Raw genomic sequence first — 25,205 nt, 5'->3', positions numbered from 1 at the left:
AGTTAGTAGTTATTTTCAACTAAGCGCCATGGTTTGAAACGCCCCTCTTCGGTGGGGATGTAATGGTTATATCTTGATCGCGCTCATCTTGCTGAATGTCCGATAAGGTCCAAAATGCACGGGGATCAAATGTCATCGCGGATAGCATGGTAAAAACCACAACCGCAGCAAAAGACAGCGCGGCAGGCCCGGGAAGAACCGCCATTAAATTATGTAACTGCACCAGAGCAACCAAAATCGCAACCACAAAAACATCAATCATCGACCAGCGGCCTATCAGCTCTGTCATGCGATATAAGCGTAACCGCTGAATAACTTGCGTGGTCGATCTGTCGCGAATACGCTGTGCACTGATATATAGCCAGGCCAAAGAAAACATTTTGGCGAGCGGGATCACCACACTGGCCAGAAAAATGACCATCGCAATAGGATAGGATCCAAACTGCCACAACAGAACAACCCCTCCCAGAATCGTCGAACCTTCACTATTACCGAGGCTGACGGTATACATAATCGGATATAAATTAGCCGGAATATAGAACACCGCTGAAGCTATCAGCAACGCCCATGCCCGTTGCAGACTCTGATTGGGATTGTAGCGATGTAACAGGCTGCCACAGCGGCTGCATTTCGCATCCGAGGTTGCAGGCAGTGGATTCAATTGTGAGCAAGTGTGGCAGCTCACATGGTTATCCGACATGTGCGTATCACCAAGCTTCACGCCTTCTAACGTTTGTATCGGAACAAACTGTTGCCATAGCCAAGTTCGGTCAACCATCGAAACACATTTCACGACCAGCATGGCATACACACAAAACGCCCAGAACGACATACCGAGGCCGACATCAGCCAGCGAGGCAATCTTGATCAGACTGACCAGTACTCCGATCAGAAACACATCAACCATGATCCAGGGTTCGATTCGAAAAGTTCCCCGATACACTCGTTTAAGAATACGCATATGCTGACTGGAACTCTTGCGATACTGGTGCCTCGATGCCTGGCGGTACAAATACAGTACGGCGGTAATATAACTTCCGGGCAATACCACGACCGTTAATAACAGCAGCATCGCCAACAGGCTATTTTCAAAATACTGAAGCATTTTGGCAGCATGCAGCAAGGTTATTTCCTGGGTGATCCCTTGTACACTGAATGACATAAAAGGAAAGCTGACACTCAGCACCAGCATAATTAAACACGCAAAACCATAAGCGAAAGGACGCTGGAATGGCAGGCTGATCTGCTTGATCAGGGTATGATGGCAACGCGGACAGGCCGCTTTTTGCCCATCAGATAATGTCGGCAGCGCGATGACTAATCCACACTCTTCACAGGCTATCATCGGTTCAGGTGTGCTGTGTTCCGTCATATACGGGTAGGATCCAGTTAACACTTATCAACTCAGTATAGGAGAGTTTTCGAACACCATCAGTGAACAGGTAATATAAAACCTGAAAATACAAGAGGATATGCGGATAATAACGGGATGACAAACCGCCGAGGGTGGGATCATGATTTTATCTGCTGATAGGTTATAAAACGGTAATCAGCTTATATGTGAGAGAAAAGAACCTTCCAATTTGGAAGGCTTAAATGATGAAGTATTATGTTATAGCTTGGTTTTCAAATGGCTTGGTCTTCATATAGCTTAGTCTTCAAGCAGCACTGCCTTCAAATAACATATCGGTTTTTGCCGCACAGATGAAGTCATTTTTATGTAGTCCCTTCACCGAATGACTCCACCAGATCACGGTGACTTTACCCCACTCCAGGGTAATGGACGGGTGATGAAATTCCTTCTCCGCTAATTCAGCCACTTGATTACTGAACGCCCATGCCAGTTTAAAGTTCTTGAATGTAAAATGACGCTCTAACTGCATAATGCCCTGTCGCTCTACCACGTTCCAGAGCGGGATCCCTTGTGACAGTTCGGTCAATTCCTGATCAGTCACTTTTTCGGCGTCGCTATGGCAAGCTTCGCATTTCAATTGATGTAAATCAGACATAGTCTCCCATGCTCTCCCTGTTTTGTGGTTGAAATAACGGCGTATGCAGCCCCAGCGCCTTGGCCTCTTGCACCATCGCCATTATGTCTTGCTGCGCCAGCTCATAAAGTTGGTTGATATTATCAAGCACAAAGTAAATCGGCTGCATGATGTCAATGCGATATGGCGTGCGCATCACATCAACAGGTTCAAACGGTTTATAAATCGCAGTCGTGCCCGTCATCGCATACTCCGTTTCGCCCGGAGAGGACAAAATGCCGCCGCCATAAATTTTTCGCTGCTCGTTAACACTTAGCAAACCAAATTCAACGGTAAACCAATACAGGCGAGCCAGGTATACCCGATCTTCTTTACTCGCCTCGTAGCCTAAACGACCATAAGTGTGGGTAAATTCAGCAAACGCAGGATTCGTTAACATGGCACAATGTCCAAAGACTTCATGAAAAAAATCAGGCTCTTGCAAATAGTCAAACTCATCACGGTGACGCAGGAATGTCGCGACCGGGAACTGCTTATTGGAAAGCATGCCGAAAAAGCGATCAAAGTTGATCAACGCCGGTACTTTTACACATTGCCACCCCGTGGTATTGCCCAGAACCTGGTTGATTTCGTCGAGTTGCGGCACGCGTTCGGTTGGCAGGTTCAACAGTTCCAGCCCGGCAATATATTCATCACAAGCCCGGCCATCAATACAGTTGAGCTGACGAATAATTAAGTCATGCCAGATCTGGTTTTCTTCATGACTCCAGTCAATATACCCATTCTCATCTGGTTTCTTCGATACATACTTTGCCGCTTTTCCCATCATCCACCAACCTTGGAAATACCAACCGGCTACCGTATCTGCGATGCGAGTTCATCTGTTAAGGTTAGGTGCTTTAAGGGAGCAACCGGAACCGCTGAATGAGAATCGCCACGCCCACTCTGTAATAATTATTTTACATTAACAGTTTTGAGCCTCCCGCCCTTGTCTTCACCGACTCCAGAATGGTAAGAAAAAAAACAATAAAATACATAACGTTACAAACAAAAATCGATACGGTTTTCACCCGCATAATTAAGGGGTTCATACCAATCAGCGTAATTATTCAGCCCATCAGATCAAGGATTATACTCATTGATATTATTGCTTGTTCGCTCAGTCTCAACCAAAGTGAATAAAGGGCGCTACCAACTCATCAAACAGCTTTATTAACATGAAGAGGGGCTAGAGGATGCGGCACTGGTTTCAATTTCCAATCATTGAGGGAAAGGCTTCCCGGCAGGCACACTGTGATTTACCCGACGGAACCTACGAGCGGGAATGCGGTAAAGAGGGCTTCTTCGGCCCTGCCAGCCACATGTACCATACACATCCGCCAACAGGCTGGATAAACTGGGAGGGGCCCTTACATCCCCGGGCTATTGATACCACTCGGCTGGAACAACCGGGCGTCACACCGTGGGATGCCTCGTTGCTGCTGTATAACGACAACCTGAAACTGCGAGTATGGAATAGCCGGCAGAATATGAACCACCTGGTTCGCAACGGTGACGGCGATGAGGTTTTATTCGTCCACCAGGGTAGCGGCCATCTCTATTGTGATTACGGCCACCTCTCTTTCCGCGATGGCGATTACATTGTGATCCCACGTGCTACCAGTTGGCGAATTGAAGTTGACAAACCCGTCTCGCTGCTGCTCATTGAAGCGACTAACAGCGGCTATCAGATGGCTGAGCGGGGCTTGGTGGGACAGCATGCGATCTTTGATCCGGCGATCCTCGAATACGCCCGCCTAGATGAGTCCTTTCTGGCGCAACAAAACAGCGATCAGCACTGGCTCGTCTTGCTTAAAGCCCGCAATCAAATGAATACCATCACCTACCCGTATAACCCGTTAGATGCCCAGGGCTGGAAAGGCGATCTTACGGTGTTCAAACTGAACTGGCGTGATATTCGCCCGCTGATGAGCCACCGCTATCATTTACCGCCATCAGCACATAGCACCTTTGTGGCTAATGGCTTTGTGATATGTACTTTTGTACCAAGGCCGATTGAAAGTGATCCGAACGCACTCAAAGTGCCGTTCTACCATAACAATGACGACTACGATGAAGTCTTATTCTACCACCGCGGTAACTTCTTCAGCCGCGATAACATCGAAGCCGGCATGATCACCCACCATCCTTGCGGATTCTCGCACGGCCCGCACCCAAAGGCCTTAGCCACCAGCCAGCAACATCCTAAGAAAGAAACCGATGAAGTGGCGGTAATGATCGATGCCCGCTTCCCGCTGGAAATTGCGGATTTGCCGGATGGGGTCGAAAATAAAGATTATGTCTACTCATGGCGACATGAAAAAAGTTAAAAAATTTACAATGTAAATATAAGGAGTCCAACGTGAAATTAGCGTCTCTTAACCATGGTCGTGATGGACAGCTCATTGTTGTTTCGAGAGATTTAACCCGGGCTGTCCATGCCCATAACATTGCCCCTACGTTGCAGTTTGCCCTCGATAACTGGGATCAGGTAGAAACCGATTTACAACATCTGTACCGCAACCTGAATGATGACATCGCCCACGATATCTTCCCGTTCAATCCGAAACTCTGTTCCTCTCCCCTGCCCAGAGCTTACCAATGGGCTGATGGCAGTGCCTATGTCAATCACGTCGAACTGGTACGTAAGGCTCGCGGCGCAGAGATGCCCGATAGTTTCTGGACTGATCCGCTGATCTATCAGGGAATGTCTGACGCTTTTCTTGGCCCGTATCAAGACATTCCAGCCGCCGATGAAAAGTGGGGCATTGATTTCGAGGGGGAAATAGCCATCATCACCGATGATGTTCCGATGGGGGCCCGTACCGAACAGGTTCACGGCCATATCAAACTGCTGATGCTGGTTAATGATGTTTCGCTCCGTAACCTGATCCCCGGCGAGCTGGCAAAAGGGTTTGGTTTCTTCCAGTCAAAACCGGCTTCGGCTTTTTCTCCGGTCGCTGTGACCCCTGATGAGCTGGGGAATAGCTGGCACGACTTTAAAGTACATCATCGGTTAACCATCCACTTCAATAACACGTTATTTGGCCAGCCCCACGCTGGCACCGACATGACATTTAACTTTGCAGAGCTGATCCAGCATGTCGCCAAGACCCGCCGTCTATGCGCCGGAACCATTATTGGGTCAGGTACCGTCTCCAATAAAGATCGTTCCAGCGGCTCTTGCTGTATCGCAGAACGGCGGATGCTCGAAATGATTGATGAGGGTGCCGCGAAAACACCGTTTATGAAATTTGGCGATCAGGTGCGGATCGAGATGCTTGACGACAGCGGTCACTCTATCTTCGGTGCCATCGAGCAAAAAGTCGTGCGTTACACTAATATCTACGATGACGAAGATTTGAACCACCATATGCCCAAGTAGCTGGGTATAAGCCAATGTAAATAGCAGAGAAAGGATCAGAATGAAACTCTATGATTACTCTCGATCTTCAGCGTCATACCGGGTTCGTATTGCATTCAATCTAAAAGGGCTGAGCTACCAGCAATGCCCTGTTTCTCTGTTAGACAGTGAGCAGAAAAGCGCTCGCTATTTGTCGCTTAATCCCAATGGCCTGGTTCCCTGCCTGGATACCGACCAGGGGGTGCTTGGCCAGTCGCTGGCTATCATTGAATACCTCGAAGAGACGTATCCAGAGCATGCACTGCTCCCGGCCGATCCCTGGCTGAGGGCACAATGCCGCTCACTGGCACAACTGATTGCGTGCGATATTCACCCGCTGAATAACCTGCAAGTACTCAACTACCTTAACAGTGAATTCGGAACCAATAAAAACGAAAAGATGGTGTGGTATCACCATTGGTTGGCGCGTGGTTGTCAGGCTTTGGAAACGATAATCGTCAATAACCGAACAAGAGACAATGCCAGTGACCTTTTCTGCTGCGGTGACAGCCCCACTTTGGCCGACATCTGCCTGGTACCGCAGCTTTATAACGCCAACCGATTTGGGTTTGATCTCAGCCCTTATCCGACCCTGGTGCGTATCGATCACCATTGTCAGCAGCTGGATGCCTTTATTCAGGCCCATCCTGACAATCAGAGCTAGCGTTTAAAGAGCTCTCATTTTTATACCAATACAGCATACAAAGGCAGGCGAGCCTATAACGGAGTAAAAAGTGATGGACAAAAATGACAGCCAAACTGCTCGCAACGACCCTGTCGTTCACTTTGATGGCAACGGTGGAAATAATCAGAACCCGGAAATCCCGCAGATGATGTGGTTACCGTCAAGGGAATGCATCCATAGCAGTTTGCTCTATCAGTTCATGGTTCAGCTCAGCGACAAAAAAAACACGCTGTTTCACGACTACAACCAACTTCACCACTGGTCAGTCAACAACAGTGACGCATTCTGGGATCAGGTATGGGATTTTTGTGGCGTCATCGGCGAAAAATGCCAGCCTGTCAGCTTCTGTCCGGAGCAATCCAGCCAACCCGCGAAAGAAACCCAGTGGTTCCCCCATACCTCGCTTAACTTTGCCGAAAACCTGCTAAAAAATTGGAATTACCGCGCGGCAGCTGATGCCCTGATCTTTCATTGCGAAGGCCAGCCTGAACGCCGCCAGCATATTAGCTGGCAGCAGCTATATCGGCAGACCTCGCAGCTGGTTCAGTTCTTATCCGCAAGCGGTGTAACACAAGGCGATGTCGTCGCCGGTTATATCGCCAATCTGCCACAGGCGGTTATTGCTATGTTAGCGACCACGGCATTAGGCGCGGTCTGGACATCGACGTCACCCGACTTTGGCATCGACAGTGTGGCCGAACGCTTCGGACAAACCAAACCCAAAGTCCTGTTTTGTTCTGATGGCTATTTCTATAATGGCAAAGCCCACAGCAGCTTACCCAAGCTGGCTGAGATACTGACCAAACTACCCAGTGTTGAACATCTGGTTGTGATCCCTTATACCCGCACCGATGTCAATCTCGCTGAACTGGCACCATTAAGCACTACCTTAAAAATAAGCCTTGCACAATGGCATGACATTTTAAACAAGTATGAGCCACAATTTATTGAATTTAAGAAGTTTATGTTCAACCACCCGCTCTATATCCTCTACTCGTCAGGTACGACCGGTAAACCGAAATGCATTGTGCACAGCACCGGCGGCACCTTGCTCAACCACTTAAAAGAGCATCAGCTTCACAGCAATGTACAGCCCGGTGATCGTATATTCTACTTCACCACCTGTGGCTGGATGATGTGGAACTGGCTGATCAGCGGATTAGCGTCTGGCGCAACAATCATCTTGTACGACGGCTCTCCCTTCTGCCCCGATGGCAATGTACTGTGGAATATGGCAGAACAAGAAGGCGTGACCCTGTTCGGCACCTCGGCAAAATACCTTGAGGCACTGGAAAAGCAAGGCTATCAACCCATTCAATCCCATACCCTGCCCCAACTAAGAACCCTGTGCTCAACCGGTTCAGTATTAGCACCTGAGCAATTTGATTATGTTTACCGGGCAATAAAAAAAGATCTGCAGCTGGCCTCCATTTCCGGCGGCACTGACATATGCGGCTGTTTTGCGATTGGTAACCCTATCAATCCGGTCTATCGCGGTGAATGTCAGGGACGCGCATTAGCCATGGATGTACAGGTTTTCAATGAACAGGGTGAGCCTGAATTCAATAAACAAGGGGAATTAGTCTGCTGCAACAGTTTCCCGAATCAACCGGTCGGATTCTGGAATGATCCCGACGGCAGCCGCTACCAAAATGCCTACTGGAATACCTTCCCCAACGTCTGGCATCACGGTGATTTTGTCAAACTGACACAATCCGGCGGCATCATTTTCTTCGGCCGTTCCGATGCCGTGTTAAATCCGGGCGGAGTGCGCATCGGCACGGCAGAAATTTACCGGCAGGTTAATCCGTTAGCAGCGATTGTGGACTCCGTCGTTATTGGCCAGCACTGGAAAAACGATGTCCGTGTGGTGCTGTTCGTCCAGCTCGCAGACAACTGCGAACTCAACGACGAACTGAAAAATACCATTCGCGAGCGCATCAGAACCCACTGCTCTCCCCGTCATGTTCCTGACGTGATCCTGGCAGTAAATGATATTCCCCGCACTAAATCAGGAAAACTGGTCGAACTGGCGGTACGCAATATCGTTCATGGTCAACCGGTAAAAAACGTCGGCGCACTGGCCAATCCGCAAGCTTTGGAACAATTTAAAGGGCATAAAGAGCTGGAGTAGCCAATTGCGCACCACTCAAGTCCCCGCCGACAATTCACCCGCTATTTATACTCCCTGAATCGTTTATTTCTACATGGAGGATTTTTTGCAGTAATATGGTGCTAAATCATTCAGCATCTAAGTGGCTCAAATACTCATTATGAAGCGTATACCGACCAATATTATTACCGGCTTTTTGGGTGCCGGAAAAACAACCTCGATTCTTTCATTGCTGGCGCGCAAGCCAGAAAATGAAAAATGGGCCGTCCTCATTAATGAATTCGGCAACGTCGGGGTTGATGGAGCCATTCTGAGCCAGCAGGGTGCCATTGTTAAAGAAGTACCGGGCGGCTGCATGTGCTGTGTGACAGGCTTACCCATGTCGGTCGGTATAAATGCTCTGTTAGCGCAGAAACCCGACCGCCTGCTGCTTGAACCAACCGGGTTAGGCCATCCTAAAGAGGTCATCAATAAGCTAACCTCTGATATCTATCAGAACTATATCGATCTGAAAGCCACTATCACCGTGGTCGACCCGCGCCACTTTGCCGATCTGCAGTACACCAACAATCAGAATTTCCAGGATCAACTGAGCCTGGCCGATGTCGTGGTTGCCAACAAAATCGACGAGTGCGTCGATGACGATATCACCGCATTTGATACCTTTATCGAACAATGCCAGCCTGCCAAAGCCGCGATTGGCAGAGTCGAGCAAGGGCTGTTGGACCTTAACTGGCTCGATATCGAACGTATTGAACGCCAGGCTGCTCACAGCCATGACCATCATCATGCGAGCGATAACGAAGTCGTGCCGCTTCCGGAGATTGAGCTGGCACCGGGCCAAACTTATCTGCGTAAAGAAAATAGTGGCCAGGGCTATCGCAGCTGCGGCTGGTTCTTCGCCGCCGATCAGATATTCAGTTTTTCAGATCTATTTAAACTATTCTCAAATATAAATGCCCAACGTATAAAAGCCGTTGTAAATACCGAGCAAGGCTGTTTTGCCTTTAATGTCGTCAACCGAGTGGTATCTGTCAACGAACTATCTCTGGAAGGATTTGAATCACGCATTGAAGTGATCGACAAAGAACTGCTTCCCTGGGATGAGCTAGAGAGTATTTTGTGCTCGTTGGTTCAAAGCGATACAGCACTTTAATATCACTGAATGCAATCTTGAAAAACACCGAGAACTGCACGCAACACTGATAGTGTAAACATATTATAAATTAGCAAGGAGCAACTATGCTAAACCCTGCTACTGCAAAAGCAGTAATTGATCATGCGCTATTTCATGGCGCAGATTTTGCCGAATTATTTATCGAGCATCACCAATCCAGTTCGGTCGAACTCATTTCCGGCGACGTGGATAAAGTCAATTCCGGGATTGATTTTGGTATTGGTATTCGCCTGTTCTTCGGCCATAAAGTGCTGTACGGCTATACCAACAGTACCGACGAAGAAGAGTTAAAACGCGTCACCAGCCTGCTTGCCGCTAAAGACAAGCGCGATCAAATTGTTGACGGCACCGCGCTGAACCTCAACCGCTACACCAGTAAGCATTCTTGCCGCTATTCGCTTAGCCAGGGTGCGGAACTGGCACAGAAAATTGCCTTTTTGAAAGAAGTCGATCATGCCGCCCGCACTGAACACGAAAAAATCTCGCAGTTTATTGGCCGCCTGCTGCAGCGAGAACAACAGATTGAAATCTTCAACTCTAACGGCCTGCACATCGGCGATACCCGTCACTATACCCGTGTTGCTGCGACGGCAATGGCCCAGAACGGCAGCGAGCAATCTACCGGTTTTGAAGCACCGGGGGCGCTGACGGGATGGGAATTTCATCACACCCTTGATGCGAAACAACTTGGCCAGCAAGTTGCAAAACAAGCCATCGTCAAACTGTTTGCAGAAACCTGCCCATCCGGTGAAATGCCGGTGATCATCGGTAACGGTTTCGGCGGGGTAATTTTCCACGAAGCCTGCGGTCACCTGCTGGAGACCACTTCGGTGGCGAAGAAGGCTTCGGTATTCCACGACAAAATGAACGAAATGATCGCCAACTCTGTGGTGAGTGCGGTCGATGACGGCACCCTGTCCAACCAATGGGGCTCCATCAATATCGATGATGAAGGGATGGAAACCCAGCGTACCCAGCTCATTAAAGACGGCAAGTTGACCAGCTTCATGGTCGATAAACTGGGCGCAATGAAGACCGGTTATGCGCCAACCGGGTCTGGCCGTCGTGAATCCTACAAATACGCGCCAACGTCACGGATGCGCAATACCTTCATTGAAGCCGGCAACAGCTCGCTGGATGAGATGGTGGCTAGTGTTGAACGTGGGATCTACGCGCCGAAAATGGGCGGCGGCTCTGTTCAGCCCGGCACCGGCGAATTTAACTTTGCAGTACAGGAAGCGTATTTAATCGAAGACGGCAAAATCACCAAGCCACTCAAATCTGCGACCCTGATCAGTACCGGTCCTAAAGTACTCAAAGAAATCAGCATGATCGGCAACGACTTCGCACTGGCAGCCGGTATGTGCGGCTCGGTCAGCGGCTCGGTTCCAACGACCGTGGGACAACCGGCATTGAAAGTCGATAATATTCTGGTGGGAGGTGGCAACTAATGGCTGATCAAAACAAACTTCAACACGCGATTGACCACGTATTAGAAAAAGTCAAAGCCTCCGGTGCCGAAGCGGATGTGATTGCCAATTGCAGCAACAACTTTTCGCTCAAGGCTAATGATGGTGAACTGGCGGAATACAAAGTCACGTCAGGTCAGGTGATCGGCATTCGCGTGGTCAAAGACCAGCGTGTTGCCACCAGCTATTCTGAATCATTGGAGCCGGCCAGCCTGGATATCATGCTTGAACGGGCGCTGCAGAACGCGCAGTTCACTCAGCAAGATGCCCATCAGACCATCAGCTGCATTGACAGCAAGATCACCACTGATGTGGCAGAAATCTATCAGCAAGATGATGCAACGGCAGACGACAAAATCGAACTGGCTCTCGCGCTGGAAAACGGTGTGGTGACTAAACCTCACGCGAAAAGCTCGCCATACAATGGATTTGCCGAATCTGACAGCCAGGTCATACTGGCCAATACCCAGGGCACATTATGCCAGCACCAGGAACGCTCGACCTACTGCTATGCATATACCCTGTATGAACAGGATGGTAAGCAATCGATGCACGGCGGCATGTCGTCTGGTCGTCGTTTTGATCAGCTTGATCCTGCTTACTGCATCAATCACGGTTACGATGTTGCTCAGGCACTGCTTGAAGGCGGACCGGTTGCCACCAAAAGCTATCCGGTCATTTTCGATCTCAGCTCACTCAGCAGCCTGTTCAGCGGATTCAGCATGTGCCTGTCTGGTCAGTCAGCCATGAAAGGCATTAACCCGTGGCGCCACTCGCTTCATGAGCAAGTTGCCAGCCCGTTGCTGACCGTGTCTGATAGCGCCTTTGTTGACGGCGGATTTGCCATTAAACACTTCGACAGCGAAGGGTTTGCGGCTCGCGATACCATTTTGATTGGTGAAGGCCAGCTGCAGAGTCTGCTGCACAACAGCCACACTGCCAGCTTCTTTGGCATTGAGAATACCGCGAATGCAGCGCGTTCGGCAAAAGGCGGTTTAGGGGTTGCCCCGCGTCATACGGTCATTGCCGCAGGTACCAGTTCAGCAGCAGAAGTAACTGCCGGTGAATACCTGGAACTGATTGAGCTACAGGGTGTCCACTCCGGTGCCGATGCCGTCAGCGGTGACTTCTCGTTTGGCGCGAGTGGTTTCTTGTGCCGAGATGGCAAACGTGTTCAAGCGGTGCGTGGTATTACCGTTGCAGGCAACTTCTATCAGATGCTGAAAGAGATTGATGCGGTAGGAAATACCCTTGCTCATGATTACGAGCGTGACTTCTACGCGCCTCAGATCCGTTTCAGCCGCCTGAGTATTGCGGGGAAATAGATCAAAGATTCTAGGGGGCGAGTGACTCGATTCTCGCCCCCTAGACACTTGCTCCTATCCTATCGCTTTATCCGGGTCGATTTGAAAGTAAGTGTTCACACTCGAATCCGCCAGTTCTGGCTCCAGAAACTCCCTCACCATATCGATTGATTCAGCTTCCCACATACACTGACACCGGCTGTCGCTTTGGCTGCCTAGGGTAGAGTGTAATCTCATCCCTGCCGGCAAATGGCTTAGTGCACCATTGGCTTTTTGCCAGAATTCTTTAGGATCGGTAATTTCATGCTGAATAGCGATAAACATATAGGCACTCCTCCGCTGTCACATAAAAGTATAGAAGAAGTGCGTAACACCATATGCCTGACGTTAAAATTAAGCGGTTAATTTTTCAATAATAGGACACCGGGCTCCGCCGTCACCCGGACAGTCTTCGGCTAACGCTTTCAATGTCTTTTTCATTTCATGGAGCTCTTTTATTTTTTCTTCGACTTCTTCAATTTTCGCCATAACGCGGGCTTTGACGTCAGCGCTCTTGCGGTGAGGATCGCGGGTAAGCTGCAGCAACGCCTTGATCTCTTCTAAGCTGAAACCGACAATTCTTGAGCGCCGGATCAGGTGCAGTTCAGCCACCTGTTGCGGATTATAGACCCGATACCCGTTTACGCCTCGTTCTGGTAAGGACGCCACCTGCTTTTCTTCATAGAAACGGATATTTTTCGCCGTCAGGCCGGTTTGTTTAGCAACTTCACTGATATTCATATTCAGCTCCAAATAGATCTTGACCTTCCAGTCACTGGAAGGATTAATCTTGATAGTAGACGACTTATCCGAACACTTTTCAAGTTTTATCGTTACCTTACTCAAGAGGTCGAAATTATGTCTACCATTATCCTCCCCTTGCACAATGTGTCTTGCATGGGATGCGCCAAGAAAATCCAGAAGACGCTGGAAACCTTACCCGGTGTTCAGCAAGCCAGCGTTGATACCCAGCAGGCCGAGATCCAGGGCGATGCGGCTGTGAATGAGCTGGTTGAAGCGATACAAGTACTGGGATATGGGGTCGGAAATACATTTTCAATGCCTCTGGCCGGTCTCTCCTGCGGCAAGTGTGTCGCCAAACTAGAACAAGCGCTCAACCGCCGTGATGATGTTTATTCACACCAGATCACTAAAACCTGGCTGAAGGCAAATGGTAGCCTCAGTGATGCAGAGCTGATCGCTGAAATTGAGAGCCTGGGTTACAGCGTGCCGAATGCGCAGCAATACACGTTAGCCTTGGCTGGCCTTTCTTGCGGTAAATGTGTGGCGAAAGTAGAGCAAGCCTTTCGCGAACATGGCGCTATCACCGAATTTTCCGTCACTAAAAACCAGGCCGTTGTGTCAACCACTCTCGAAAAGTCTGAGCTGATCGGTATTATCAATGCCTTAGGCTATGATGTCTTGGATCAAGATCCCCGCCAGGATGAAGCTGATAATGTGGTCTCTGAAACTGACGCTTCGGCTTCTGCACCAGAGCGCAGGATTTCTGAAGCAGAAGCCACTCCTCCCTCAGTTAAAAGCGATGGGGAGTACATTCAACTGCTGCTGAGCGGGATGACCTGTGCCAGCTGCGTGTCTTCAGTTGAAAAGGCCTTAAACAGCGTGGCCGGCGTTGAGCAGGTCAATGTTAACCTGGCAGAAAGAAGCGCCTACATTTTAGGTAATGCCACCCCAGAAGCCCTGATCAGTGCGGTTATCGATGCCGGTTACGGTGCCGAACAGAGCGAAGATGAACAAACCCGTCGCCAACGCCAGCAAGCACAAAATGTAAAAATCTACCGTACACATTTACATAATGCCATTATCGCCCTGGCGATTGGTGTACCTCTGATGGCGTGGGGTGTTTTCGGCGGCAGTATGTCGATCAACTCTACAACCAGCCAGCTTTCCTGGGGAGGGATCGGCGTTATTACCTTTATCTTGCTGATCACCGCAGGACGCCACTTTTTTGTTAATGCGTACAAGGCCTTTACTCACCACCGAGCGAGTATGGATACCCTGGTCGCCTTAGGCACCGGCTCGGCCTGGTTATATTCCATCGCTGTTGTTCTTTTCCCGAGTGTGTTCCCCGAACAGGCGCGGCATGTTTACTTTGAAGCCTCGGCGATGATTCTGGGTTTAATCACCTTGGGCCACGCCCTTGAAGCAAGAGCCCGCAGCCGCACCTCCAAGGCGCTCGAACGCCTGATCGATCTTCAGCCCCAGAAGGCTATCGCAGTCATTGACGGGGTTGAAAAAGAGTTGCCGCTGGAGCATGTTTCTGTCGGCATGATGCTACGCCTTCGCCCCGGGGCCAAAGTACCGGTTGACGGGGTGATAGAACAAGGGGAAAGCTATTTAGACGAGTCAATGCTGACCGGAGAGCCGCTACCGGCGCATAAAAAGACCGGGCATCAATTACATGCCGGTACCATCAACCAGAACGGCAGTCTGCTTTTCCGGGCCGAGCGGATCGGCAGCGATACGATGTTGTCACGCATCATTCAGCTAGTGCGCCGGGCCCAGAGCAGCAAACCCGCATTGGCCCGCCTGGCCGATAAGATTTCAGCCATTTTTGTTCCTGTCGTGATGATCATTGCCACGTTAACGGCCATGGCCTGGTACAACTTCGGCCCACAGCCCACCATGATTTATATGCTGGTTGCTGCCACGACGGTGCTGATCATTGCCTGCCCTTGCGCCCTAGGACTGGCAACCCCGATGTCGGTTACCGTCGGGGTCGGCCGGGCGGCCGAGTTCGGCGTCCTGATCCGTGACGCAGAGGCACTGCAGCTTGCCGCCGATATTGATACCGTAGTGCTGGATAAAACCGGCACTCTGACCGAAGGCAAGCCGCAGGTTACTTCCCTGTTTACTTACCACGATACTGACAAAACCGGTTTATTGAGCCTGACCGCCAGCCTTGAGCAAGGCTCAGAACACCCATTGGCACAAGCCATTGTAAAAATGGGACAAAAAGAAGGCGTTATCCTGCATCCGCAGCAGGACTTTCAGGCACTTCCCGGCTTCGGTGTTTCTGGCATCATCGGTGATATCACCGTTCTACTCGGGAACCAGCGCCTGATGCAGCAGAAGGGGGTGGATACCCGTCTTGCTGAGCAAGAGGCCCAGAATATTGCCAAACAAGGTGCAACCCCAATTTATGTTGCAGCCAATCAGCAGCTGATTGGTCTGATTGGCATCAGCGATCCGCTACGGGCTGATTCTGTCGAAGCGGTCAAGCGCCTTCAGGCTATGAAGCTCAATGTCATTATGCTGACAGGTGACACTCAAATTACCGCGGAAGCTATCGCCAAACAAGCCGGGATCACAACCGTTATCGCCGGGGTGTTACCCGACGGCAAAGCGGAGCAGATAGTCACGTTGCAGCAGCAGGGCAACAAGGTCGCAATGGTCGGTGACGGCATCAATGATGCGCCTGCGCTGGCTCAGGCCGAGGTCGGTATCGCCATGGGCAGCGGCAGTGACGTCGCAATAGAAAGTGGTCAGTTTACCCTGATGCGTCACTCGCTTCACGGCGCGGCCGATGCCATCGCCTTGTCAAAGGCCACCCTGCGCAATATGAAGCAGAATTTATTTGGCGCGTTTGTTTATAACTCTCTTGGCATTCCGGTCGCGGCGGGAGTCTTGTTCCCGCTCACTGGCACTCTGCTGAGCCCGGTTGTCGCAGGTGCCGCGATGGCGCTCTCATCAATTACCGTCGTCAGCAATGCGAACCGGTTACGCCTGTTCACCCCACGCAAGACAGAGGAGAAAAAGAATGGTTAATATTATCGGCCTTGCCATTATTGGCCTGATTGTCTGGTGGTTCTGGTTGCATCCTGAATCGAGAAAGTAACTCAATTGCTGCGTCATACACGGTTTAATCATTAAAAGGGTTCTGGTTGGCCAGAACCCATATTCTTTAGCGAGGTCGAATCGCGTGTATGGTCGCCAACTGGCTAAAATCTACAAACATAATTTTTTGATTTATATGCCAATCAAGCTACACCGTAAGAATGCTTTGATAGCCTGCTACTTCAATATCAAAATTCGTTGTACGCCGTAAATGATCCCGCATTCCTTCCAGCGCGTCAGGATCACCATGAATAAGTTTAATCGGCATGTCCTTTCGCAGAGAAGACAGCTTAAGCCATTGCTCAATATCGACAAAATCCCCGTGCCCCGACAGACCATTCATCACTTCGATCCGCGCATGGTTGGGAATCCATTCACCGTGAATTTTAACACTCTCCATGCCTTCCTGCATTTTTGCGCCACGGGTTCCCCCGGCCTGATAGCCGGTAAATAACACCGTTGTCCGATGATCGGGTAACAGCTGTTTAAGGTGGTGGAGGATCCTGCCCCCCGTGACCATACCACTGCCTGCAATAATAATATGAGGGAAAGTCATCTCTGCTATGGCTTTAGAGTCTTCAACACTTCGGGTATAAGTGATTTTCTGCCCCATAGAATGACACTGTGCCGGCGTCAGACGGTGCTCATAAGCATAACGCCGATAAATATCAGAGACGTTTATCGCCATCGGACTATCGAGATAGATGGGCAACTTGGGAATGCGCTTGGCCTCCAGCAACGTGACCAGCATATGCTGCAGCGTTTGCGCACGACCGACGGCAAAACAGGGGATCAATAACACCCCACCCGCTTTTGAGGTTTCGTTTACAACATCGGCTAACTGCTGGAACTGATCCGTTTTATCATGACGGCGATTACCGTAGGTCGATTCGAGTAACAGTAAATCAAGATCTGGTAAGGGGTTAGGGGGTCTCATAAGCACATCGTCAGGCCGACCGACATCGCCGGAAAATCCGATTTTTTTGCCTTCCGCTTCGATAATAATACTTGCCGCTCCCAGGATATGACCGACATTTTGCAAATAAACCTTGATATCACCTACCGTAAAACGCTCTTCATATTCCACAGTTTCAAACAACGTCATGGATTTATCAGCCGTAGCACGATCATACAGAGGTTCGGGTTCTTCATGCTTACTCAGTTTATATTTACGATAAAACCGGGCATCTTCTTCCTGAATATGACCACTGTCTGCCAGTAAGATCGCGCAAAGCTCTTTAGTGGCACGGTGGGTAATAACCGGCCCACGGTAGCCTTGTTTATATAAAACGGGAATATAGCCGGAATGATCAAGATGAGCATGGGTTAAAAGAATCGCGTCAATTTTATCGACATCAACAGACAGTAAGGGCTGCCAATTACGCCTTCTGAGCCACTTATACCCTTGGTAAAGCCCGCAATCCACCAGCACGCGGGTGGTTTTGGTTTCAACCAGAAACTTAGATCCCGTCACCGTTTCGCAACCACCCAAAAAAATAATTTTCATGAGTTTTCTCTCTATATTGCCAAACCACATCTAAATACAGCGTTCAGCGAGAATTAAGTGCCTTTATTCCAAAATATAACTGAGTCACTGATCAGCCATAATCTTGTTAGTAGAGTACTGTCATGGCTAATTACATATCCTGGAATCGGTTTGCGCTATGTACCATCAGCATTGCCTCATGCTTCTCCAATTCTGCCATTTGAGCCAGCAATTCGCGGCTGGATGTTGACTCTGCCCGGCTTTGCAAATAACGATAGAGTTCAGTGAGCTGTTGGTGCAGAGCGACAATTTCCGTCATAATGTCGGCTGGTTCAAGTGTTGAAAATGCACTTTCACACTGTATATCATGATGGATGGGATTTTTATCAAGGTAATCATAACACCATGTATCTAAGGCACTTTTATCGGCCCCCTTCTCAAACCCCTTCAAGGTCTTCACCAGTCTCTGCTCATGTTCGCCAAGATATTGAAGTAACAGCTTTGCCCGCTCGCTCGCATTTTCGTTGACACCGTGCTGCAAGCACGTTGCCAGATACTGATGAAACTCACGCGTCCAATGCAGGACATCTCTTAAGGTTTCAATTTTCATATTTATCGTCCTCTACACGAAAGAAGATTTAAATAATTCAAGATATTTACATAACAAATGATAGTACGTGTAATACAAGGAAGGGATTCTGAGGTGGCATTATTATTTTTCCATTTCTCGACGTTAACAGGCGCTAATAGGTAAAGTTCCTCGAGAACGGCCAGAATACACTAAGCTCATACATTGGACAAAAACTCAAAAAATCCATACCAAAATTTCGGTAGCGCGATAAGTCGTCTATATTAGTATGGTCTAATTTATATTTACCCTGTCCAATCAGTGCGTTTTAAGGAGCAAAACCATGAAATACAATCGAATGTTATTCATTGCTGTAACGGCAGCCATCGGACTGACAACGACCTTGGCTTATGCCGCGCAAGATTGGCAAAGAGGCATGACGGGCATGATGGGAGGCCCTGGAATGATGGCCGGAGGCTGCATGATGGGGGGCGGTCCGGGCATGATGGCAAAAAATCACAGCATGATGCAAGGACGCGGGACGATGGCCGGTAGTATGGGCATTGCAACGATGCAGGAACAGTTCAACGAACTGGAAAGCCAACTCAAACTGAATGAGGAACAGCAAGTTAAGTGGAATGAGTTCGAGAAAGTTGTCGAACAACAGGCAAACTCTATGCTCGAACACCACCAGAAGATGCTAGATTACTTCCAGAGCGGTCAATCACTAACGCTTCCGGAACGTATTGACCGTCACACCCAAATGATGAGCGAGCGATTCACCAGTATGACCGCCTATTCGGCCGCACTGGCTAACGTCTATCAGAGCCTGGAGCCTCAGCAACAGAAGATTTTAGATCAAAATACCTTTATGGGGTGTTTTTGATAAACGAATGAGCACCCCACCTCTTGAGGTGCTCGCTTCGATTATTGGTTACGTAACATATAATCCATGGTCATGCCGGCTTCTGCATGGCCCGGAGCGTTACAGGCAAACTCAACATGGGATTTCCCCATAAAATGCCAGGTCAGCTCACCCTGTTTTCCCGCCCCCAAACTCAATACGCTGCCGTCATTGTGTTCCATGTTGGGCATGCTGCGCATCATTTCACGATGCTTTAACTGCTCTTGTTTACTGCCAATCGCAAATTCATGTGGCAATGCGCCTTTGTTGGTTACAATAAAGCGAACGGTATCCCCTTGCTTAATTTTCAACGGTTGATCAAACCTTAACTTCATGTCGTCCGTTAATGTCACGTTAACCGTCTGAATGGATTGAGCTGCTTTAGCCGGCATGCCGACTTCCGACATGACATGTCCCATTTGACCATGATCCATACCTTCATGGCTCATCTTTTCATGACCCATATTTTCATGACCCATGTTTTTATTATCATGGCCATTGCTGTCTGCCAATGCGGGTACTGATGACAGCGCTATTGCTAATCCAAGGGTGCTCAGTAGTTTCATGTATACTTCCTCTTGTAACAGGGGAGCTAATTCGTCAGCTCGATATTAATTTATGCTTTTTCCAGCTTCATTGTCGTAATACAAGTACGACTGCGATTGCTGGTGGTTAAACGCTCTGTTGACATCAGTCCCTGATAAGAGAAAGACACATCAAATGCTTTATTGCGGGGTAGCCAAAGATCAATAAAGCCGTCATTTTGGGTGCGAACCATACCATTTGATACCGTCTCACCGGTCTCAACATCTTTGACCGTCATCATCATTGCGACGTTCTTCAGCTCTCCGGTACAGCCCGTCGGCACATGGTTAGTGCATGGGTGAGTAAATGTCATCCAAGGGGCGATAGAGAGAAAAAACTCGTCACCCAATGGCACCTCGGCAGCAGGTTGATTGGCAAACTTAGCCATGATTGTCGTCGGCGTAATGATGACTTTGGTCTCTTTGCCTTCACTTCGCCATGCCTGACTCTGTTTAACGGCTTCTTGCGGGGTTAAGGAAGTAAAGTATTCCGATTCCGTCTGGGAATACACCAGTGATGAAGCCAGCAATGCACTTATCGCCAGTCCTGTTTTTAGCATACTTTTTTTCATAACTTACTCCTTATTTCAGCCTTGTCGCCTTATCACTCCAACATGACGACAGGCTGTTTTTTATTGAAAATCAATTGGTAAATATTAGTTAGTTCAATTTATGACTGGTTTCTTTCCACAGCTTGAAGACCGCAGGCAAAACAACCAGAGTCAATAAAAGGGCAGAGACCATGCCACCGATCATCGGGGCCGCAATACGTTGCATCACTTCCGAGCCGGTACCTGAGCCATACATGATAGGAACAAGGCCGACAATGACGGTAATTACTGTCATCAGCACAGGTCGCACACGCAGGCCGGCTCCTTCTTTAATCGCCTCAGTCAAATCATTGGCCGTGACTTGCTGATCTTTTTCTTTTAGATCCAGCAACTTGTAATTCCAGGCCTGATTGAGATAAACCAACATGATGACGCCAATCTCCACCGCTACACCGGAAAGGGCAATAAAGCCGACACCGACCGCTATCGAGAAGTTAAAACCAAGTACATGCATCAACCAGAGTCCGCCCACCAATGCGAGTGGTAAGGTTGCCATAATAATCAGCACTTCACCGACACGACGGAAGCTGAGATAGAGCAGCATCATGATGATAGCAAGGGTTGCCGGCGTTACCACACGGAGACGCTCTTTCGCCCGTTCCATATATTCATACTGACCGGACCAGACCAGCGAGTAGCCGGCAGGCATGTCTAATTGCTCTGCCACGACCTGCTGGGCATCTTGCACATAGGAGCCAAGATCACGGCCATCAATGTCGACAAATACCCAGCCGTTCGGGCGCGCGTTTTCGGTCTTGATCATTGGCGGACCGTCTTCAAAGCGGATATCCGCCACATCGGCCAGCGCAATACGGGCACCATTCGGCGTCACCAACGGCAGATTATTCAACTTGTCCAGCGAGTCACGGTAAGCTTGCGGGTAGCGTACATTGATTGGGTAACGCTCAAGCCCTTCAATTGTTTCCCCCACATTCATGCCACCGATAGCAGTGCTGATCACTTGCTGAATATCTTTGATATTCAATCCGTAACGCGCCGCTTGCCGGCGCTTAATATCAATGGTGACATAACGCCCGCCGGCAACCCGTTCAGCATAGACGGAAGCCGTCCCTTCAATGCCGTTTAGGATCGGTTCCAGCCGCGCACCAATAGCTTCAATTTGTTTAAGATCAGGACCGGCAATCTTGACCCCTATCGGTGTTTTGATCCCTGTCGCCAACATGTCAATCCGGGTTTTAATCGGCATTACCCACGCATTGGTGATACCGGGGAACTGAATTAAGCTGTCGAGCTCTTGGCGCAAACCTTCCGACGTCATTCCTTCACGCCATTCACTCTTCGGCTTTAACTGGATAAAGGTTTCAATCATGGTAAGCGGCGCCGGATCGGTCGCGGTTTCAGCGCGGCCAATTTTGCCCCAGGCGGTTTCCACTTCCGGTACGGTTTTGATCAGTTTGTTGGTTTGCTGAAGCAGCTCACGCGCCTTACCAATCGAAATACCCGGGAATGTCGTTGGCATGTACATTAAATCGCCTTCATCCAGAGGCGGAATAAATTCACTTCCCATTTTTTGCACCGGATAATAGGCAGAGCCCAGCAATACCGCAGCCAATAGCAACACGGTTTTGGGGTAACGCATGCTTGTATTGAGCAAGGGACGGTACAAGGCAACCAGGCTGCGATTTATCGGGTTTTTATGCTCCGGCAGGATCTTCCCGCGAATAAAGTACCCCATCAACACGGGTACCAGGGTAATAGAAAGACCCGCCGATGCTGCCATGGCAAAAGTTTTAGTGAAGGCCAGCGGTGAGAACATCTTGCCTTCCTGTCCCTCCAGGGCAAACACGGGCACAAAGCTCAATGTAATGATCATCAGCGAGAAGAACAGCGGTGCCCCGACTTCTTCAGTCGCTTTTGCTATCACTTGCCAGCGGTTTTTGTCGGTCAGCGGAGTACGTTCAATATGCTTGTGAACATTTTCAATCATCACGATGGCACCATCCACCATGGCCCCGATAGCGATAGCAATCCCGCCCAGAGACATGATATTGGCATTAATACCTTGCGAGTGCATCACGATGAATGCGACTAAAATACCGACAGGAAGACTGAGTACCACCACCAGTGACGAACGGAAGTGGAACAAGAACAAGGCACACACGATGACGACTACAATGAACTCTTCCAGCAGTTTTTCATACAGGTTTTCCACGGCATGATCAATCAAGCCAGAACGATCATAGGTTGGGACAATTTCCACCCCTTCAGGCAGACTTCGCTGCAGCTCTTCCAGTTTGGATTTTACGTTCTGGATGACATCCCGCGCATTTTCCCCAAAGCGCATCACCACGACCGCACCGACAGCTTCGCCCTCGCCATTGAGCTCAGAGATCCCGCGACGCATCTGAGGCCCTAAGTTAATATCGGCAATATCCCCCAAGAGTAACGGTGTGCCTCTTTCCGTCACTTTTAACGGTATAGATTGTAAGTCTTCAATGTTTGAAAGGTAGCCGGTCGCCCGGACCATATGTTCGGCTTCAGCCACTTCAATAACCGATGCGCCGGCTTCCTGGTTGCCATTTTGGATGGCACTATTGACTTGCTGCAATGTAAGATCGTAAGCGCGTAGTTTGGCCGGATCAATTTGCACCTGATACTGCTTCACCATTCCGCCGACGGTGGCAATTTCAGAGACGCCCTCAACCGTTTGCAGCTCATATTTCAAGAACCAGTCTTGCAGGCTGCGCAGCTCACTGAGATCGTGCTGGCCGGTTTTATCCTGCAGCACATAGCTATATATCCAGCCCACCCCCGTCGCATCCGGCCCTAACGTCGGCTTGGCATTGGCCGGAAGGTTAGGTGCGACCTGACTGAGGTACTCCAGTACCCGTGAACGCGCCCAATACATATCGGTATCATCATTAAAAATGATGTACACGTATGAATCGCCGAAGAAAGAGTAACCGCGCACGGTTTCAGCACCCGGTACTGCGAGCATTGCCGTCGTCAACGGATAGGTCACCTGATCCTCGACCACTTGCGGCGCTTGGCCCGGATAGCTGGTTTTAATGATCACCTGCACATCAGAAAGATCCGGCAAGGCATCAATCGGGGTCTGACGAACACTGTACAATCCAGCCACCACCAGGAAAAGCGTGGCGACAAGCACCAGGAACCGGTTCCCGATCGACCAGCGAATAATGGCACCTATCATTTGTTATCCTCCGCTGAAGGCATATCCATTACGCCGTGGTTCATCTGACTGTGATCCATCTCGCCCTCAGGCCGAATCTCAGAAATGACATAGTCGCCAGCTTCCGTCTTCTCGATCAGAAATCGGATAGACTCCCCCCCAATCAATTGCGATAAGTCATCCCCCTCTTTGACCGTAAAGTTCATCTGCATTGCCGGCCAGTCCCACTCAGGGATCGGTGAGTGTTGAATGGTTAACATTCTGTGGTCTGCCATCACATCGGTGATCGTTCCCTTCGCCCAGGCCGTGTTGGCAACAGCGGTTTCGTGCTGTCCGACCGGACTCATCTGGTTGGCAGTCCCGTCTTGTTCCATGCTGATTTGATCAATCAGGTATTGGCCGTCTTCTGTTTTCTCAATTAAAAATCGAATTGACTGCCCCTCCGCAAGCTGGGATAACTCGCTTCCCTCTTTGACGGTAAAATTCATCTGCATCGCCGGCCAATCCCATTCAGCGACTGGAGCATGTTGAATGGTTAACATTCTGTGACCTGCCATCACATCGGTGATCGTTCCTGTTGCCCAGGCTGAACTGGCAGCAGCGGTTTCCAGCCCTTCCATACGGCTGAAATCGGCACTCTGACTGGACTCTGAATCAAGCAGGAAGTGCGCTGAGGTGACCACTTTATCGTTCTCACTCAGTCCCTCAAGAACTTCAATCTGTCCTGCCGCTTCACGCCCGGTGACAATACGGGTTGAGCGGAACTTGCCTTCACCTAACGCCAATACCACGCGGGTCATGTTGCCTGAGCGGATCACAGCTTGTTGCGGAATAACCCGTGACAGTTCGTCACTTTTCGGTATCAGGGTGATGTTGGCGAACATGTTTGGCTTAAGATCACCGCTTTGATTGTCAAACTTCAACCGCACGCGCAAAGTGCGGGTTTTGGCATCCAATACCGGGTACACATAATCAACATTTCCTTGCAAAACCTTGCCGGGCAACGCATCAAGCGTCATCTCTGCTGCTGCGCCCTGTTTTACCCAGTGCGATTGTCTTTCAAAAACTTCGGCATCCACCCAGACTTCACTGAGCGATCCGCCGCTGATCACCGTCTGAGCCGGTGATAAATACGCGCCATCTCGCACATTCAAGGTTGCAATCACCCCATCAGAAGGGGCTTTAACGGCAATATTGCGCTTTGCTTTGCCACTGCGGAGGATCTGGTTAATCTGTGCTGAATCCACCCCGAGTGAAATCAGGCGTTCTTTGGCCCCTTTGACCAGTACGGCTTTGCCCATGCGCTTAGCATTCAGCAGCTCTTCCTGGGCACGCACCAGATCCGGCGAATAAAGTTCGAAAAGTACCTCGCCTTTCTTCACCTTCTCACCGATAGCATCAATATTTAACTTTTGGATCCAGCCGCTTACCCGGCTGTTGATTTGCCATAAACGGCTTTCATCAAAGGCGACATAACCGACCGTCTCAATTTGCGGCGATAACATTTGCTGTCGTACCGGGGCAACTTTCACGCCTAAATTATTTTCGACCGCAGGGTTGATAGTGACAGTACCTGCTGGATCTTTTTCCCCGCCCGCCGATTCTTCTTCATAAACAGGAATTAAATCCATTCCCATTGGTGATTTTCCGGGTTTGTCACGCTTATAATTCGGGTCCATCGGCGCGACCCAGTACAGCGGATCATTGGAAGATGACGTACTCTGCCCCTCAGTATGTAAAGCCTCATTAATAGGTTGATACGCGAAGTACCCCAGAGCGCCACCGATTGCCAGGGCCAATACAGCCACAGAAAGTGATTTCAT

The 25,205-nt window shown here is 49.6% G+C and carries 20 protein-coding genes; 9 read left to right on the top strand and 11 right to left on the bottom strand.

The window, feature by feature from the left end; all coding sequences use genetic code 11:
* Positions 1–19: 19 nt before the first annotated feature.
* From AC2204_RS04155 to phhA, 3 genes are all read right to left on the bottom strand, one after another.
* A complete protein-coding gene (locus AC2204_RS04155) occupies positions 20–1,372 on the bottom strand; it encodes a paraquat-inducible protein A (protein ID WP_318924221.1) in 1,353 nt (450 codons plus the stop codon).
* A 286-nt stretch (positions 1,373–1,658) separates the two neighbouring features.
* Positions 1,659–2,009: a 4a-hydroxytetrahydrobiopterin dehydratase gene (locus tag AC2204_RS04150; protein WP_318924220.1), complete on the bottom strand. Its 351-nt coding sequence runs from the start codon at positions 2,007–2,009 to the stop codon at positions 1,659–1,661.
* The gene (gene phhA, locus AC2204_RS04145; RefSeq protein WP_318924292.1) at positions 2,002–2,814 is read right to left on the bottom strand and encodes a phenylalanine 4-monooxygenase; all 813 of its coding nucleotides are present in this window, start codon (positions 2,812–2,814) and stop codon (positions 2,002–2,004) included. The genes AC2204_RS04150 and phhA overlap by 8 nt, the downstream gene beginning before the upstream one ends.
* 409 nt (positions 2,815–3,223) lie before the next feature.
* On the opposite strand from phhA, the gene AC2204_RS04140 reads away from it, so the two are divergent.
* The 7 genes from AC2204_RS04140 to AC2204_RS04110 all read left to right on the top strand — a co-directional run bounded on the left by AC2204_RS04140 (position 3,224) and on the right by AC2204_RS04110 (position 12,199).
* Positions 3,224–4,357, top strand: a complete 1,134-nt coding sequence (locus tag AC2204_RS04140; RefSeq protein WP_318924219.1) for a homogentisate 1,2-dioxygenase — start codon at positions 3,224–3,226, stop codon at positions 4,355–4,357.
* Between the two features lie 32 nt (positions 4,358–4,389).
* Positions 4,390–5,412, top strand: coding sequence for a fumarylacetoacetate hydrolase family protein (locus AC2204_RS04135; protein ID WP_318924218.1), 1,023 nt, complete (start codon positions 4,390–4,392; stop codon positions 5,410–5,412).
* Positions 5,413–5,452: 40 nt separating this feature from the next.
* Entirely contained in the window at positions 5,453–6,094 is a 642-nt protein-coding gene (gene maiA, locus AC2204_RS04130) for a maleylacetoacetate isomerase (protein WP_318924217.1), read from the top strand.
* Between the two features lie 166 nt (positions 6,095–6,260).
* Positions 6,261–8,249 (top strand): acetoacetate--CoA ligase, encoded by a 1,989-nt coding sequence (locus tag AC2204_RS04125; RefSeq protein ID WP_318924291.1) that lies wholly within the window; start codon positions 6,261–6,263, stop codon positions 8,247–8,249.
* Positions 8,250–8,388: 139 nt separating this feature from the next.
* On the top strand, positions 8,389–9,384 hold the full coding sequence (locus tag AC2204_RS04120; RefSeq protein WP_318924290.1) for a CobW family GTP-binding protein: 996 nt from the start codon (positions 8,389–8,391) through the stop codon (positions 9,382–9,384).
* A gap of 86 nt (positions 9,385–9,470) precedes the next feature.
* The gene (locus tag AC2204_RS04115) at positions 9,471–10,856 is read left to right on the top strand and encodes a TldD/PmbA family protein (protein ID WP_318924216.1); all 1,386 of its coding nucleotides are present in this window, start codon (positions 9,471–9,473) and stop codon (positions 10,854–10,856) included.
* Positions 10,856–12,199, top strand: coding sequence for a TldD/PmbA family protein (locus AC2204_RS04110; RefSeq protein WP_318924215.1), 1,344 nt, complete (start codon positions 10,856–10,858; stop codon positions 12,197–12,199). The genes AC2204_RS04115 and AC2204_RS04110 overlap by 1 nt, the downstream gene beginning before the upstream one ends.
* 54 nt (positions 12,200–12,253) lie before the next feature.
* On the opposite strand, the gene AC2204_RS04105 is transcribed toward AC2204_RS04110, so the two are convergent.
* Positions 12,254–12,502, bottom strand: a complete 249-nt coding sequence (locus AC2204_RS04105; protein ID WP_318924214.1) for a hypothetical protein — start codon at positions 12,500–12,502, stop codon at positions 12,254–12,256.
* Between the two features lie 69 nt (positions 12,503–12,571).
* Positions 12,572–12,958, bottom strand: coding sequence for a Cu(I)-responsive transcriptional regulator (cueR, locus tag AC2204_RS04100; protein ID WP_318924213.1), 387 nt, complete (start codon positions 12,956–12,958; stop codon positions 12,572–12,574).
* Between the two features lie 117 nt (positions 12,959–13,075).
* On the opposite strand from cueR, the gene AC2204_RS04095 reads away from it, so the two are divergent.
* On the top strand, positions 13,076–16,006 hold the full coding sequence (locus tag AC2204_RS04095) for a cation transporter (RefSeq protein WP_318924212.1): 2,931 nt from the start codon (positions 13,076–13,078) through the stop codon (positions 16,004–16,006).
* A gap of 217 nt (positions 16,007–16,223) precedes the next feature.
* Here the strand turns inward: AC2204_RS04095 and AC2204_RS04090 are convergent, their stop codons facing one another.
* Together AC2204_RS04090 and AC2204_RS04085 are read right to left on the bottom strand one after the other, a co-directional pair.
* A complete protein-coding gene (locus AC2204_RS04090) occupies positions 16,224–17,582 on the bottom strand; it encodes an MBL fold metallo-hydrolase (protein WP_318924211.1) in 1,359 nt (452 codons plus the stop codon).
* Between the two features lie 130 nt (positions 17,583–17,712).
* On the bottom strand, positions 17,713–18,171 hold the full coding sequence (locus AC2204_RS04085; RefSeq protein WP_318924210.1) for an ATPase: 459 nt from the start codon (positions 18,169–18,171) through the stop codon (positions 17,713–17,715).
* Between the two features lie 301 nt (positions 18,172–18,472).
* Here AC2204_RS04085 and AC2204_RS04080 point away from each other — a divergent pair, with 301 nt between their 5' ends.
* Positions 18,473–19,015, top strand: a complete 543-nt coding sequence (locus AC2204_RS04080; protein WP_318924209.1) for a Spy/CpxP family protein refolding chaperone — start codon at positions 18,473–18,475, stop codon at positions 19,013–19,015.
* A 41-nt stretch (positions 19,016–19,056) separates the two neighbouring features.
* Here AC2204_RS04080 and AC2204_RS04075 read toward each other — a convergent pair whose 3' ends face one another.
* The 4 genes from AC2204_RS04075 to AC2204_RS04060 form a co-directional block, all read right to left on the bottom strand.
* The gene (locus tag AC2204_RS04075; RefSeq protein ID WP_318924208.1) at positions 19,057–19,599 is read right to left on the bottom strand and encodes a cupredoxin domain-containing protein; all 543 of its coding nucleotides are present in this window, start codon (positions 19,597–19,599) and stop codon (positions 19,057–19,059) included.
* Between the two features lie 50 nt (positions 19,600–19,649).
* Positions 19,650–20,189, bottom strand: a complete 540-nt coding sequence (locus AC2204_RS04070) for a CueP family metal-binding protein (RefSeq protein WP_318924207.1) — start codon at positions 20,187–20,189, stop codon at positions 19,650–19,652.
* Positions 20,190–20,277: 88 nt separating this feature from the next.
* Positions 20,278–23,403 carry an efflux RND transporter permease subunit gene (locus AC2204_RS04065; RefSeq protein WP_318924206.1) on the bottom strand — a complete coding sequence of 1,042 codons (3,126 nt, stop codon included), beginning with the start codon at positions 23,401–23,403 and terminating at the stop codon, positions 20,278–20,280.
* Positions 23,400–25,205, bottom strand: coding sequence for an efflux RND transporter periplasmic adaptor subunit (locus AC2204_RS04060; protein WP_318924205.1), 1,806 nt, complete (start codon positions 25,203–25,205; stop codon positions 23,400–23,402). Before AC2204_RS04060 ends, AC2204_RS04065 begins: the two co-directional genes overlap by 4 nt.

Source organism: Photobacterium sp., assembly GCF_057456235.1.
The sequence above is the reverse complement of the archived record's forward strand: the minus strand, read 5'-3'. Positions and strand labels throughout refer to the sequence as shown.

What these genes read in the sequence shown, in the direction of transcription:
- AC2204_RS04095 (WP_318924212.1), top strand. Translation starts at nt 13,076, where the DNA reads ATGTCTACCATTATCCTCCCCTTGCACAATGTGTCTTGCATGGGATGC.
- AC2204_RS04070 (WP_318924207.1), bottom strand. Translation starts at nt 20,189, where the DNA reads ATGAAAAAAAGTATGCTAAAAACAGGACTGGCGATAAGTGCATTGCTG.
- maiA (WP_318924217.1), top strand. Translation starts at nt 5,453, where the DNA reads ATGAAACTCTATGATTACTCTCGATCTTCAGCGTCATACCGGGTTCGT.
- AC2204_RS04085 (WP_318924210.1), bottom strand. Translation starts at nt 18,171, where the DNA reads ATGAAAATTGAAACCTTAAGAGATGTCCTGCATTGGACGCGTGAGTTT.
- AC2204_RS04125 (WP_318924291.1), top strand. Translation starts at nt 6,261, where the DNA reads ATGATGTGGTTACCGTCAAGGGAATGCATCCATAGCAGTTTGCTCTAT.
- AC2204_RS04080 (WP_318924209.1), top strand. Translation starts at nt 18,473, where the DNA reads ATGAAATACAATCGAATGTTATTCATTGCTGTAACGGCAGCCATCGGA.
- AC2204_RS04075 (WP_318924208.1), bottom strand. Translation starts at nt 19,599, where the DNA reads ATGAAACTACTGAGCACCCTTGGATTAGCAATAGCGCTGTCATCAGTA.
- AC2204_RS04090 (WP_318924211.1), bottom strand. Translation starts at nt 17,582, where the DNA reads ATGAAAATTATTTTTTTGGGTGGTTGCGAAACGGTGACGGGATCTAAG.
- AC2204_RS04140 (WP_318924219.1), top strand. Translation starts at nt 3,224, where the DNA reads ATGCGGCACTGGTTTCAATTTCCAATCATTGAGGGAAAGGCTTCCCGG.
- AC2204_RS04150 (WP_318924220.1), bottom strand. Translation starts at nt 2,009, where the DNA reads ATGTCTGATTTACATCAATTGAAATGCGAAGCTTGCCATAGCGACGCC.
- AC2204_RS04105 (WP_318924214.1), bottom strand. Translation starts at nt 12,502, where the DNA reads ATGTTTATCGCTATTCAGCATGAAATTACCGATCCTAAAGAATTCTGG.
- AC2204_RS04120 (WP_318924290.1), top strand. Translation starts at nt 8,389, where the DNA reads ATGAAGCGTATACCGACCAATATTATTACCGGCTTTTTGGGTGCCGGA.
- AC2204_RS04110 (WP_318924215.1), top strand. Translation starts at nt 10,856, where the DNA reads ATGGCTGATCAAAACAAACTTCAACACGCGATTGACCACGTATTAGAA.
- AC2204_RS04060 (WP_318924205.1), bottom strand. Translation starts at nt 25,205, where the DNA reads ATGAAATCACTTTCTGTGGCTGTATTGGCCCTGGCAATCGGTGGCGCT.
- AC2204_RS04065 (WP_318924206.1), bottom strand. Translation starts at nt 23,403, where the DNA reads ATGATAGGTGCCATTATTCGCTGGTCGATCGGGAACCGGTTCCTGGTG.
- AC2204_RS04115 (WP_318924216.1), top strand. Translation starts at nt 9,471, where the DNA reads ATGCTAAACCCTGCTACTGCAAAAGCAGTAATTGATCATGCGCTATTT.
- cueR (WP_318924213.1), bottom strand. Translation starts at nt 12,958, where the DNA reads ATGAATATCAGTGAAGTTGCTAAACAAACCGGCCTGACGGCGAAAAAT.
- phhA (WP_318924292.1), bottom strand. Translation starts at nt 2,814, where the DNA reads ATGGGAAAAGCGGCAAAGTATGTATCGAAGAAACCAGATGAGAATGGG.
- AC2204_RS04155 (WP_318924221.1), bottom strand. Translation starts at nt 1,372, where the DNA reads ATGACGGAACACAGCACACCTGAACCGATGATAGCCTGTGAAGAGTGT.